Origin of the sequence: Brachyspira sp., assembly GCF_029258575.1 — a bacterium.
GTDB lineage: Bacteria > Spirochaetota > Brachyspiria > Brachyspirales > Brachyspiraceae > Brachyspira.
Genome location: NZ_JARHYI010000096.1, coordinates 1 through 14,023 on the forward strand (window position 1 = coordinate 1; position 14,023 = coordinate 14,023).

The 14,023-nt window shown below is 29.6% G+C and carries 14 protein-coding genes; 1 reads left to right on the forward strand and 13 read right to left on the reverse strand.

The genetic code is table 11. The annotated features are described in order from the left end of the window. Positions 1-165: 165 nt before the first annotated feature. The 4 genes from Q1J76_RS07380 to Q1J76_RS07395 are packed head-to-tail and all read right to left on the reverse strand — an operon-like array spanning position 166 to position 2,763. Positions 166-720 carry a 2-oxoacid:ferredoxin oxidoreductase subunit gamma family protein gene (locus Q1J76_RS07380; RefSeq protein ID WP_300369097.1) on the reverse strand — a complete coding sequence of 185 codons (555 nt, stop codon included), beginning with the start codon at positions 718-720 and terminating at the stop codon, positions 166-168. Between the two features lie 17 nt (positions 721-737). Continuing rightward, positions 738-1,472, reverse strand: a complete 735-nt coding sequence (locus Q1J76_RS07385) for a thiamine pyrophosphate-dependent enzyme (RefSeq protein WP_300369100.1) — start codon at positions 1,470-1,472, stop codon at positions 738-740. Next, positions 1,469-2,527, reverse strand: a complete 1,059-nt coding sequence (gene vorB / locus Q1J76_RS07390) for a 3-methyl-2-oxobutanoate dehydrogenase subunit VorB (RefSeq protein ID WP_300369103.1) — start codon at positions 2,525-2,527, stop codon at positions 1,469-1,471. Before vorB ends, Q1J76_RS07385 begins: the two co-directional genes overlap by 4 nt. After that, complete coding sequence (locus Q1J76_RS07395; protein ID WP_300369106.1) at positions 2,527-2,763, reverse strand: 4Fe-4S dicluster domain-containing protein; 237 nt, start codon at positions 2,761-2,763, stop codon at positions 2,527-2,529. The genes vorB and Q1J76_RS07395 overlap by 1 nt, the downstream gene beginning before the upstream one ends. A 258-nt stretch (positions 2,764-3,021) precedes the next feature. Between Q1J76_RS07395 and Q1J76_RS07400 the strand changes: the two genes are divergently transcribed. After that, a complete protein-coding gene (locus Q1J76_RS07400) occupies positions 3,022-5,424 on the forward strand; it encodes a tetratricopeptide repeat protein (protein WP_300369109.1) in 2,403 nt (800 codons plus the stop codon). 63 nt (positions 5,425-5,487) lie between these two features. Here Q1J76_RS07400 and Q1J76_RS07405 read toward each other — a convergent pair whose 3' ends face one another. From Q1J76_RS07405 to Q1J76_RS07445, 9 genes are all read right to left on the reverse strand, one after another. Next, positions 5,488-6,060, reverse strand: a complete 573-nt coding sequence (locus tag Q1J76_RS07405; protein ID WP_300369112.1) for an RnfABCDGE type electron transport complex subunit G — start codon at positions 6,058-6,060, stop codon at positions 5,488-5,490. Positions 6,061-6,062: 2 nt separating this feature from the next. Beyond that, positions 6,063-7,163 (reverse strand): RnfABCDGE type electron transport complex subunit D, encoded by a 1,101-nt coding sequence (locus Q1J76_RS07410; RefSeq protein ID WP_300369115.1) that lies wholly within the window; start codon positions 7,161-7,163, stop codon positions 6,063-6,065. 2 nt (positions 7,164-7,165) lie between these two features. Continuing rightward, the gene (rsxC, locus tag Q1J76_RS07415; RefSeq protein ID WP_300369118.1) at positions 7,166-8,473 is read right to left on the reverse strand and encodes an electron transport complex subunit RsxC; all 1,308 of its coding nucleotides are present in this window, start codon (positions 8,471-8,473) and stop codon (positions 7,166-7,168) included. Between the two features lie 58 nt (positions 8,474-8,531). Next, complete coding sequence (locus Q1J76_RS07420) at positions 8,532-9,386, reverse strand: 3-oxoacyl-ACP synthase III family protein (protein WP_300369121.1); 855 nt, start codon at positions 9,384-9,386, stop codon at positions 8,532-8,534. A gap of 21 nt (positions 9,387-9,407) precedes the next feature. Next, positions 9,408-10,427 carry a phosphate acyltransferase PlsX gene (plsX, locus tag Q1J76_RS07425; protein WP_300369124.1) on the reverse strand — a complete coding sequence of 340 codons (1,020 nt, stop codon included), beginning with the start codon at positions 10,425-10,427 and terminating at the stop codon, positions 9,408-9,410. Positions 10,428-10,457: 30 nt separating this feature from the next. Then, entirely contained in the window at positions 10,458-10,652 is a 195-nt protein-coding gene (rpmF, locus tag Q1J76_RS07430; protein WP_300369127.1) for a 50S ribosomal protein L32, read from the reverse strand. Between the two features lie 141 nt (positions 10,653-10,793). Beyond that, on the reverse strand, positions 10,794-11,783 hold the full coding sequence (locus Q1J76_RS07435) for an ABC transporter substrate-binding protein (protein WP_300369130.1): 990 nt from the start codon (positions 11,781-11,783) through the stop codon (positions 10,794-10,796). Further along, positions 11,780-12,427 carry a tRNA (guanosine(46)-N7)-methyltransferase TrmB gene (gene trmB, locus Q1J76_RS07440; RefSeq protein WP_300369133.1) on the reverse strand — a complete coding sequence of 216 codons (648 nt, stop codon included), beginning with the start codon at positions 12,425-12,427 and terminating at the stop codon, positions 11,780-11,782. The genes Q1J76_RS07435 and trmB overlap by 4 nt, the downstream gene beginning before the upstream one ends. Before the next feature lie 447 nt (positions 12,428-12,874). Then, complete coding sequence (locus tag Q1J76_RS07445) at positions 12,875-14,020, reverse strand: hypothetical protein (RefSeq protein WP_300369136.1); 1,146 nt, start codon at positions 14,018-14,020, stop codon at positions 12,875-12,877. Between the last annotated feature and the right edge of the window lie 3 nt (positions 14,021-14,023).

A 14,023-nucleotide genomic window follows, 5' to 3' on the forward strand; every position in this document is an offset into this window, starting at 1 on the left:
ATTGTATTATAATTTTGAAAAAGATAATATAAATTTTTAGTCATTCAATTATTTTTATAAATTAATATTAACTTGAATATTTTTATTTATTAAAAATATTAATATTTAAAAGAGCCTTATATTTTTATAAATATCAGGCTCTTTTTTTATGTTTTTTAATTAATGTTAAGATACTAAATTTTTAACAGCATCTCTTCCAGCATTCAAAGCTTTTTCGTTGGCTGGAAGAAATTCTTTTTTGCGTTCGCCGAATACTTTTAAAAATGCCTGCTGAATACTATCAAAAGATACTATATTATGAAGTGTAAGCAAAGCACCAAGCATTACCATATTGGCAGATTTAGGATTGCCTATATCTCCAGATATTTTATTAGCTTCTATATAAGCGATTTTTATATCATCTCTTGAAGCTTTTTTATCTATTAAAGATGAGTTTATAAGAAGTATTCCATTAGGAAGTATATCTTTTTCAAATTTTGTAAGAGAAGGAAGATTCATGATAACAGCAGCATTAGCATCATGCGAAATAATAGGCGAGCCTACAAGTTCATCACTTATAACAACAGAACAGTTGGCAGTACCTCCTCTCATTTCAGGACCATATGAAGGACACCAAGTAACATGCTTGTTCTCAATCATACCAGCATAAGCAATCATCTGTCCCATAGACATTACACCCTGACCGCCAAATCCTGCAAAAATTATTCTCTCTGTACTCATATAATCACTCCTTAAATTTAACTGTCATTTCTAAAGTTTCCAAGAGGATAATGAGGAACCATATATTCTCTTATCCATTTATGCGATTCTGTAGGTGCTATTCCCCAGTTAGTAGTACAGCTAGTAAGCATTTCTACTATAGAGAAACCTTTTCCTTCAATCTGATTTTCAAAAGCCTTTTTAGTAGCCATTTTAGCCTTTCTAATATTAGCAGGACTATCTAATGAAACTCTCTCAACAAATGTAGCTCCTTCCAAAGTAGCAAGCATTTCACATACTCTAATAGGTTTTCCAGCTCTATTGAAATCTCTTCCTGCTTGAGTTGTTGTTGTTCTTTGACCTTCTAATGTAGTAGGAGCCATCTGCCCACCTGTCATTCCGTAAATAGCATTATTCAAAAATATTACAGTGATATTTTCACCTCTTGCTGCGGCATGTATTATTTCAGCTGTACCAATAGCTGCCAAATCTCCATCACCTTGAAGAGTAAATACTATACTATCAGGAACCGCTCTTTTTACTCCTGTTGCTACTGCAGGTGCTCTTCCATGTGCTGCCTGCTGCATATCGCATGAAAAATATTTATAGGCAAGTACAGAACATCCTACAGAAGCTATTCCTACAGACTTTTCTAATACTCCAAGTTCTTCCAAACATTCTGCTATTATTCTTTGAGAAGTTCCATGCATACAACCAGGACAATAATGTGTCCTAGCATCGCTTAAACCTTTTGATTTTTCAAATACTATCATATTAAACCTCCAGCAAAACCTCTTACATTATCTATTATTTCATGAGCTGTAGGTACTAATCCTCCAGCTTTTCCGTAAAATTTAACAGGTACTTTACATTCTATAGCAAGTTTTATATCGTCTATCATCTGTCCCATACTCATTTCAATACTAACATACATTTTGCAGTTAGGATTATTAAATGCAGCAACAGGGAAAGGCCATAAAGTTTGAGGACGAATCATTCCTATTTTTTTACCTTCTTCTCTAAGTTTATCTACAACACCTCTTACAACCCTTGACATAGTACCGTATGAAACAAATATCAACTCAGCATCATCTGTACAATATTTTTCAGCTCTTGCTTCTTTTTCTTTTATTTCATCATATTTTTTCTGAAGATTTATATTGTGATCATACAATAATTCAGGCTCTAAATATAAAGAGTTAATTATATTGTTTTTTTCTCTTTTACCTCTTTTTCCACATGCCGCCCAAGTTTTTTCTTTGATTTCATATTTAGGCTTATAAACTATATCAACAGGCTCCATCATTTGACCAATATATCCGTCAGCAGCCACATAAACAGGAGTTCTGTAATGATCAGCAATATCAAAAGCTTCCATTATCATATCAGCAGCTTCCTGTAAATCGGCAGGTGCTAAAACAGGACAATTATAATCTCCGTCGCCTCCTCCTCTTGTCATCATATTATAATCACTTTGAGCAGGCTGTATACTTCCAAGTCCCGGACCTCCTCTCATAACATTAAGTATAACAGCAGGAACTTCAGAACCAGCTAGATATGATATACCTTCCTGTTTCAAAGCTATACCAGGAGAAGATGAAGATGTCATAGCTCTTACTCCAGCTCCGCCAGCTCCATAAACCATATTAATAGCAGCAACTTCACTTTCAGCCTGTACAAATGTTCCGCCTGATTCATACATAGCTTTTGACATAAATTCAGGTATCTCATTTTGAGGTGTAATAGGATACCCAAAGAAGCATTTACATCCTGCGGCAATAGCTGCAGTAGCCATAGCCTCATTTCCTTTCATTAATGTTCTAGCCATTATTTATTTTCCTCCTTCTTATCTAACCTTTCAACTGTTATACACAAGTCTGGACACATCATGGCACAATTAGCACAGCCTATACATTTTTCCATTTCAGTAACTGCTGCAGGATAATAGCCCCATGAATTCATATTTTCTTTGTCTAAATATAATATTTTAGTTGGACAAACAGATATGCAGTTAGAACACCCTTTACATTGTTCTTTATCAATATCAATTCTTCCTTTTGCCATATTTCCTCCTTCATTATTGATATTAAACTTTATTATAATAATAATCATTATGTTATAATAGTATATTATATGTAAAAATATTAGTTTGTCAAAAAATTATTGAAAATATATTATGTAAAAATTAAAATAAATCAATAGATAATAATTACTATATATAGTGATAATTAACTAAAATTAAAGAAATTATATATAGTAATTATTGTATTTTTGTATATAATGATATTTGCATGTACATGTATATTTTGGGAGTTATGATATATGAACAATAACGATAAAATGAATATAAAAAGATTATTTGATTTAGGACATGAAGCCTTTGATAATAATGATTATAAAAAGGCTATAGAATATTTGGATGAAATTATAAATATATATAACAATGATATTATAGCTTATTCCGATGAGGAGTTCATAATATACAGCGATATTGATGATATTGAAGAAGAGAGAAATATTGATGAAGATATAATAAATAGTACTCATAATGCTTTGGTAGATGCTTATTATAACAGAGCTATATCTAAATATAATCTTAAAGACTATAAAGATGCTATTGAGGATTTTAATAAGGTTATAGAGCTTCTTCCTGATAAGATAGGAGCTTATTATTTTAGGGGACATAGTAAATCTTATTTGGGTATGTATGAAGAGGGTATAGATGATTTTAAAAAGATTTTAAAGTTTAATGAAAATGATTTTGAAGTGGCATATTATATAGGGCTTGGATATTTTTATTTGTCAAATTATAATGAGGCTGTAAAGAATTTTGATTTATCTTTATCTCTTGCCGAAATGGCAGAAGAAGAAATAGATGACGCTTATTATTACAGAGGAAATTCAAAATCTTATTTGGGAAGATATGAGGAGGCTTTGTCAGATTTTCAAAAACTCATAGAATTAAAAGGTGATGATAGCGAGGCTTATTATTGTAGGGCATTATCTGAATTTCATTTAGGTTTATATGAAGAAGCTGTGAATGATTTTGATTTGTCAATTAATTTAAATCCAAATGCTTCTAATTCATACTATTTCAGAGGGCTTTCAAAGAATGCTTTAGAATTATATGAAGATGCTATGGAAGATTATAAAAATGCATTAGAGATTTCAAATGATAATGCTGTAAATATTTATAATGATATGGGGCTTCTTGAGTATCAATTAGGAAATTATAGAGAGTCTATAAATTATTATACTAAAATGATAGAAATAGATGATAGCATTTATTATTCTTATTATAATAGGGCTTTGGCAGAAGAGGCATTAGAATTATATGAAGATGCTTTATTTGATTATAATAAAGCTATAGAATTGAATCCTGATGATGCTTATTCATACAATAATAGGGGACTTATCAAAAATGAACTTAATATGTATGATGAGGCTTTAGAAGATTATAATATGGCTGTAGAATTAAATCCTAGTGATGCTTATTTATATAATAATAGGGCTTTATTAAAGGGAAGAATGCATTTATATAAAGAGGCTATAGAAGATTTTGATAGGGCTATTTCTATATATGATGGAGATAGTGAGTTTTATTATTTCAGAGGGCTTACAAATTCATATATGAATGAATTAGATGAGGCTTTAGAGTATATTAATAAAGCTATTGAATTGGATAATGAATATCTTGATGCTTATAATGAAAGGGGGCTTATATATTATAGAAACTCTCATTATGATTTGGCAATTAAAGATTTTCAAAGAGTAATAGAACTTGATAATGAAAGTGGGTATGCTCATTATTATTTAGCTTTGTCTTATGAATTGTTAGGAGATTATGATAATGCTACAAAGTATTATGATAAACTTATAGAGCTTGATCCTTCATCACATAATCATTATTATAATAGGGCTTTAGCAAAAATGGATATTGATTTATATAATGAAGCTATAGAGGATTTTCATAAGGTAGTAGAAATAAACAGCGATATTATTGATTCTTACTTTAATATAGCTATATGTTATGATTTTTTGAAAGAGTATGAAAAAGCTATTGACTTCTACACTAAATATATTGAAATTGATAGTTCATCTGCAGATGCATATTATAATAGGGGATTAACTAAAGTAGAACTGCATCAATATGATGAAGCATTTGAAGATTATATAGGGGCTTTGGATATTGATACTAATTATTTAGGTGCCTACAATGGAATAGGTTTTTCAAAGACTAAATATTCCAATTATGAATTCAAAAAAGGAAATACTCATAAAGCTATTGAACTTCTTAATGATGCTTTAGTTTATTATAAGAAAGGATTGGCTTTAGATATAGACAATGACTTTATGAATGCATCTATATATGATAGTATGGGATATACTATTACAAAATTAGCCAATATATATTTGAGTATCGATGATAGAGAGAATGCTTATAAATATTATAGTGAAGCTGAATCATGTTTCAAAGAGGCTTTAAGATTAAATAAAAATCATGCTCTTGCCAATAATAGTTTAGGGTATATACAAATACAATTAGATAAAATGAATGGAAAAACTGATATTCTAAATGATGAAGCGTACAAATATTTTGATAGTGCTTATAATTTATCTAGTAAAAATAATAAAGGATTAATAATTAAATGTATTGTTTCATTGGCAGGAGATAATATAAAAACAGCTCAAGAGTTCTGTAATAAAAAAAATATAGAATTTTAATAATAAAAAAAGACCTATAAAATGAAAATATCTTATAAGTCTTTTTTATATCAATTTAATATATTAATTTTTAAATAGATTAACAGCCTCATCTTTAGCACTATTAACAGCAGTAACAACAGAAGCAGAAGATATAGTAGCACCACTTATAGCAGCTATTTGAGAATCTTGAGCTTCTTCAGGCTTTATACCCTTAACAACAGTTAGAGAAACAACAGAACTTTTATCTTTAAATTGATCTCTAAAAGCAGGTTCAATAATTTTAGCACCAAGCCCCGGAGTTTCAGCCTGTTCAGTAACAACTATAGCAGTAATTTTTGTAATATCAGCATCAAAACCCACAAGAACTTTATTTTGACCATTATATCCGCCTGCAGAAGATAACATAGCATAACCTACTATAGTACCATCTGCTTTTTTTCCAACATAATAAGGATAAGCAGAATTTTCAGTTAAAGGTCCCTCAAGTTCATCAGCACCGTCTATAACAGCCTTAACACCATTAAGTATTGTTCTTTCATTGTTTGCTATAATATCTTTTTCAAAAGAAGAATATATAAATGAGAGTAAAAAACCAGCAAGTAAAGCTGTAATTGTAACAGAAATAACAGCAGTATAACCAACTTCTTTTTTCATAATTATTTACCTCCCTCTTTTTGGGCATTAGCTTTGTTAATAGCAATTAATTCTTTTTTACCAACAGGTATAGGACGAGTAAGCATAGCAATTAAAGGCATAAACATATTTCCTATAAGTATAGAATACATCATATACTCAGGAGAAGAACCGAATGCCCTTAATATAGCAAGTACAGCACCTATTAAAAGAGCGTATATCCAAGCACCTAAATGGCTTGAAGGACAAGTAACCATATCAGTAGCCATAAAGAATGCACCTAAAGCAAAACCACCTGCTAATACTTGATATATAGGAGAGGTGAATTTTCCAGGCATTCCTAAACAAAGAAGTAAACTTACTAAAACTAATGATATAAACATTCCAGCAGGTATTCTCCAATCTATAGTTTTAGTAGCTAATAGATATATTCCTCCTATTAAAAGTAAAAGGAATGAAGTTTCACCTATAGCACCTGAAGTACTTCCTAAAAACATTTTTAGGTAATAGTGTGCTTCAAATTGAATTTGTTCTAATAAAGATGTGCTTATATTAGTATTATAAGTGAATTTCATAAAAGTAAGAGGAGTAGCCTGAGTTAAAGCATTCATCATATCCACAGTCTGAGTACCGCCTGTAACAGTATTCACTAAATTGTGAAGACCTGGTGCAAATAAGTCCAAGAAAGGAACTCTTACAGGTGCACTATACATAGTCATTTGAGCAGGGAAAGCTACCTGTAAGAAAGCTCTTCCAACCAAAGCAGGATTGAATATATTAGATCCTAATCCTCCGAAAACTTCTTTTGCAAATACTATGGCAACAACGCTTCCTATTACAACCATAGTTACATTAGATGAAGGAGGAAGAGTCATAACTAATAGTATAGCAGTAACAATTACAGCATAATCTGGAATCAAAGGTTTTTTTCTAACTTTTTTTACTATTACAGTAGAAAGCACACAAGTTATAATAGAAGTCAAATATAATACAATAACTTTAGCACCGAATAACACTATACTATATATAACAGCAGGCATAAGAGCTATAATAACTCTTGTCATTATCTTATTGGTAGTATCTCCGTCCTTAATATGCGGAGAAGATTCTGTATAAAATTTCATTATTATCTCCTTAACAAGTCTTTACCAAATCTTATCCACTGAACCAAAGGTATTTTTGAAGGACATATATAAGTGCAACAACCACATTCAAAACAGGTTGCTATATCCAAGTCATTTAATTTATCTTTAATTTTAGCTTTAGCAGTGTGAGCTATTTCAGTAGGAGATAATTTTAAAGGACAAGAATTACCACATCTTCCGCATTTAATACAAGGATATTCTACCTCTTTAGGAAATTTATCTTTATTTAAGAAAAGTAAAGAATTAGTACCTTTATTAACGCATTGATCAAGATTAGGTACACTTGCTCCCATCATAGGTCCTCCAGCAAGTACAAGTACATTTTCAGCAGTGATTCCGCCACATTCTTCTACAACATGTGAAATCGGAGTACCTAAAGGAAGCCATACATTTTTATGTTCTTTTATGGCATCACCAGAAACTGTAACAAGTCTTTCTATAAGAGGTTTATCTTTAGCTACAGCTTCATATATAGCATAAAGAGTAGCAATATTAACAACTATAACTCCAACATCCATAGGAAGCTTACTTACAGGTACAACTCTTCCAGTAGCCGCTTCTATAAGCATTTTTTCAGCACCTTGAGGATATCTAAGTCGCAAAGGTATAACCTCAACATTACTATCCTTTCCCATTTTACTCATTTCTTCTATTGCTTTAGGCTTATTATTTTCTATACCTATAATTGTTCTTTTTATAGAAGGTATGATTTTTCTTAATATTTCAATTCCTTTAAATAAATCTTCAGTGTACTCCATCATAAGCCTATAATCGCTTGTAATATAAGGCTCACATTCTACACCATTGATTATTAAAATATCACCGCCACCTTTAGCAGCACCATCAACTTTGACATGTGCTGGGAAAGTAGCACCTCCCATACCAACTATACCAGCTTTTTGAATTTTTTTAGACATTTCTTCTGCAGGCATAGACATATAATCCGAACTTTCAAAGTAAGCCAAATTATTAGCATTGTTATCAATATTGATAAGCAAAGCATTGGCACCGCGTCCCAAAGGTGGAGGAGCAATCTCAACTGATGCTACCTTTCCTGTTACAGATGAATAAACATTACCTGAAACATAACCATTGGCTTCCCCTATAAGTTCGCCTCTCTCTACTTTGTCTCCTTTATTTTTTAACATCTTAGCTGGAGCACCTATATGCTGCGACATAGATATTAAAACACTTTTAGGGGGATTGGATAAAATTGATGAAGATATATCAGCTGTATCCTTACTATCATGCGGATGAACTCCACCAAAACGAAATTTAGCTAATTTCATATTACTAATCCTTCACTAATTAAATTATTAAACACTATTAATAATTATATTAATAGCATTAATTTATAGAAATAACAGCTACGGATTTTGTGTAACCGCTTCCATAGCCACATATAGCTACCTTACTGTTTTTCTTTATAAAACCATCTTCTAAAGCCATAGACAATGCCACACCTGATGAGGCACTTAAAGATGAATTAGCATCTCCCATTTTTGAATATACTATATCTTTATCAACAGATAAGGCATTAACAAAAGCATCATATGCATTTTGGTTAGAATAAGACGGTATATAAAAGTTAGGAGTTATATTATTAGAAGATAATACATCTTTAACATAAATACCTGCTTTTTTAGCTTCTTCTTCAAAAATACTACTGTTTTTTATAGAGATAAAATGTTCTTTATTTAATACACCTTCTTTAGTATATGGTTTAGCAGTTCCTCCCATAGGGATATAACAATTTTCTAAAGCACTTCCATCTGTTACAGAGTCTATAAAATCTATTTGAATATCAGATTTTTCATTAGTAATCAATGCTGCTACACTTGCATCATCGAATCTATTTTCATCATCGCAAATATAAAATGATTCTGTAGCAACTACTAGAATATTTTTATATTTATTACTTTTTATAAAAGCATAAGCTAATCGCAATGCTGATAAAAAACCTGTAAAGTCGCTTTCTATATCAAAACAAAAAGCATTAGAAGCTTTGATTTTTCCTGCTAGAATACAAGCTGTGGAAGGATAAATATAATCTTTAGTAACAGTAGCACAAAGTATAGCATCTATATTGTCAGGATTAATATCTTTTATAACTTCATTTATTGGAGTTAATGCCAAATCTGAGGCTGCTATATTAGTCTTTTGATTTTTACAGATGCTCTTACAAGATTTAATGTACACCATTATAAAATTCCTTTATAAAAATTAAAAAATTCTTCTTTTAGCTCCTGAATCATAAAGTTCTTTAGCTATTTTTTCATTGACTTTTGCGTCTAGGAATTTATACATATTAAGTACAGCATTTTTTACTCCTGTACCGCTAGTTCTTCCATGTCCGACAAAAGCTCCACCATTCAAACCTAATAGTATAGCAGAACCATAGGAATCGGAACTCATTTTGGATTTTAAATTACCAAATACGGGCTTCATCATAAGTCCGCCCATAACGCTTACAGGGTTCTTTTTCACTTCAGATTTCAGCATATTAACAATTAAAGATGCTGTTCCTTCCATAGTTTTTAATACTATATTACCATCGAAACCATCAGATACTACTACATCAACAACATCGGATTTTAACATATCATTAGGTTCTATATTACCGATAAAGTTGATTTTTTTAATTTTTTGAAGTCTTTCGAAACTTTTTTTAGTGCTGGCATTACCTTTAGAATCTTCTTCGCCTATATTAAGAAGTCCAACTCTAGGATTTTCTATCTTTAAATATCTTTTAGCAAATACTCTTCCCATAACAGCAAATTGAACCATATAGTCGGAAGTACAATCTACATTTGCACCCATATCGAGCATACAAAATTCACCATCAATTTTAGGGAGTGTAGATACAAGAGGAGGACGCATAACGCCTTTTAGACGACCTATTTCTGTGAGAGCGGCTGCCAAAGTAGCACCTGTATTACCAGGTGAAAAGAAACCTTCTGCTTCATTATCTTTAACCAAACGAGCAGCCAATAAAACAGAAGCATTTTTTTTATGCTTTATTCCATTAGCAGGACTTTCATTCATATCTATAATTTCATCTGTATGTCTAATATCTATTCTTTTATGATTATATTTCGTTTTAGATATTGCTTTAGATATGTTTTTTTCATTGCCTACTAGGATTAAATTGATATCTTTATTTTCGGATAAGGCACTTAAAGCACCTAGTACTAGTTCTTCTAGAGATTTTTCTCCACTGGCTACATCTATGGCTAAATTCATAATAATTTCCTACATTATTTTTATTTTTTATTATCCTGCATTTTGAGTTTTTGGTGCTTTAATAACTCTATCTTTATAAAAACCGCATTCAGGACATATTCTATGAGGCATTCTTTCTGATCCACATTGTGGACAGATAGATAATGAACCTACAAATCTTTTATCATTAGCGGCTTGTCTTGATCTCTTTTTCGATTTTGATTTTCTATGTTTTGGTACAGCCATTTTTTTCTCCTTAAAATAATTTATTTAAAAAATAGACAATTATCGCAATTAAGATAATTATAACTATTATAAAATACAAACATTAAATCATAATACTATGAAGTGTCAATTTTGTCAAGTAAAAATAACATAATATGAAATCTATTTTCTTATTATATTACCACCTTTTAATATTAATGAGCTTATTTCTAGTATTTCATCACTAAATTTTATATTATAATGATTGCCGATATCTTCGTTAACAAAAATTCTATATGAATTTGATACTTCTATAAAGTCTATATCTTCGGTTTTAGAATTATTTTTTATGATTTTATCAAGCATCAAAGCCAATTGTCTGCCTAAATAATAGTAATTAAAATCTAATGAAAATAATATGCCAACATTTATAGCATCTATTATATCTGTATTGATAATGGGTATTGAATATTTTTCACATAAATAGGCTATGGAATATATATTATTATCTATATAGTCCTCATTAGCTAAAAATAAATAATCTATATTTTTGCTTTTTATCATATTCTCTATATCGTAAGAGTTATAATTTTCTCCTATTATTTCCAAAGGATAGTATTTAATATTTTCATTATGGCAATATTGGGCAATATGTTCAGATATATGACCGGAAACTGTAGAAGCTCTTGTATATAAATAGGCAAAACTATTAATTTCTTTATTTGAAATCTTCTTTATATATTTAGTGATATCTAAATTCCCATAAACTCCTGTAATATTATTATTTTGTATTTTACTTTTATATATATTACTTATTGATAAATTATCAAAAAAGCCTGCAAATATTATTGATTGTGGAACTATAACATTCATAGATACTAAAGTCACATTTTCTCCTATAACTATTGCTATAGTAGAATTATCATCTCTTACATTATTTGCTATTTGTATAGTTGTAGATTCATTGCCGTCCAATGTATAAAAATTTATTTTAATATTCAATTTATCTAAATTTACTTGATCGAGCAAACCTTTTTCTATAGCATTATAATTTCTGCTGTTTTCTTCTTTAATAATGCTTATAATTGTAGGTTTGTCGAGATTTTCTTCATTATTATTACAGGAAATAATAAATAAAATAGATAATAATAAAAATAAGCGATTAAGTATCATATATTTTTTGAATGGGCAAAGAAATATATATCATGACCAATATTCCTCATTTTTTCTTCATAAAGTGTAACCCCGTATCCTTCTAATTGATGCACATATTCGCTATTTAAAATATTTTTAAAATTATTAGATTCTTTATATATAGTATTCATTATATCCAATGCATAAGTATCATCATCTGTTACTGAATAGAATATTCCGTCATCTTTAAGAAGAGGATGTATTTTTGTTAAAAAATCTTTGTTAAAAATTCTTCTATGAGCATGTTTCTTTTTAGGCCAAGGATCTGGAAAGTTTAAATATATCTTATCAAAGAAATATTTCCCATTTAAATATTTATCTATAACATTATTAGCTTCGCCGAATATAATAGTAAGATTTTTTATATCTCTTTTATATGCTTTTGATACGGCCTTTTTAGCGGCTTTATAGGAATATTCAATGCCTACAAAATATTTATCTTTATTATTCATAGCTAGTTCAACTATAAATTTACCATTTCCGCACCCTATTTCTAATTCTCTTGTATCATAAGCTGATAATCTTTTTAATAGTTCATTCTCTATAAATGCATTATCTTCATTATTAAAATCATCTAATAAATATTCGTTTAATATTTGTTCATCCAAATTTAAATTTCTCAATTATTATTTTCTCCAAATTATTTTCTTTGAATCATATATTACTTAATTATTATGTCAATACATTATTTATAATTTACTTCAAAACGCACGCTAAATAAAATTCTATTATATAATTTAATTGTATTCATAATTCGATTTATATTTTTTATTAAGTGTTTCGTGCGGGCATATACGCTCTAAATTGAAAAAAATCTTGGGTGGGTTGTTATAATAACACTGCAAATAAAAAAGTTTAATAATACTAACAATTACAAATGAGATTACAAGTCTATAGGGTGGGGAGTGAAAATAAGTTTCAAAATTTATTAACATACCCCGCCCTTTATTCTCTACTGCCTATTTTTTTTATTCTAATTTAAATTATTTTTAATTGCTTAATTAGAAATTTTAGTACCCGCCCAAGTGTTATATTATATTGTTAACTTTATTAATCTTGTTTTAATATGATTAGAATACAGCTTTCATAGCAATATAATATCTGCCGTCAGTGGATCCTTGGAAACCGAAGTATATAGGATCAAATTTCAAATATGCAGAATATTCAAAACAAAATAAATCTTTGCTCATATCAAATTTATGCTTATTATTATCATAATTAACAGGTATATAAAACAATGGTCTTATAGCAAGATTAAGCATTTTCCATTCAAATCCAAGCTCAAATCTTAAATAATGAGCATCATTATCTCTCCAAGTATATTCTCCAAGCATATTAATCCATATCTGTCTATCTAGTAAAGGTATTCTTCCCATAGCAGATAATTGAACTAAATGATGAGTTTTCTCATTTAAATTTTGCTCATAGAAATTTTTGAAATTATCAGGCGATAGAGAGTTTTTATTATTGTATTGATAAAGAAATTGAGTTCTGAAATAATCGCCATTAATTTTAAAAGCAACGGCTAAAGGATTAGAATCTTTTGAATAACCTTGAGAATATGATAATTCATAATAATATCCTATAAAACCAGCTCTAAACCCCATTTCATTATTGATTCTAGGTAAATACCAATGCGTAGAAAAACTTTTTGATTCACTGTCTACAACGGAAGGCAGTAGCATAAATGTAGAACCATTAATATCATTAACAGCTTTCATTCTGAAAGACAATAATATCCTAGTTAATGCCACAGCTTCTATACCAGCATCATATAATCCTATATCTCCTGTGGCATAATCTTTGTTGAATACATCAAATTTAGAAGTCATAGTTACAAAAGGAGTAGCAGAAAACATCCAATCAAAATGAAAACTCTTACCAATAGATAAATACATATTAGGCATGCTGAAATGTCCGTCTTTTAAATTGACACCTATTGTGGTATTCATATGAACTTCTATAGTTGAAAGCTCATATAATAACCTTGAAGAAAAAGAATTTTTTAAAGCGGATTCTCTTTTATGGCTCTCATGTATATAATCAAAAGGCATATAGCTTTCTGTCGGTCTTACAGGCTCAATTCCTATATAAGGCCAAACATTTACTAAGTTTTTCAATAATTTCTGCTCTTTCTCTGTATATGGTGATTGTCCATAAATTATGGGGCAAATCATCATCAAATTTAATATTATTAGTTTTAATAACTTTTTCATAAA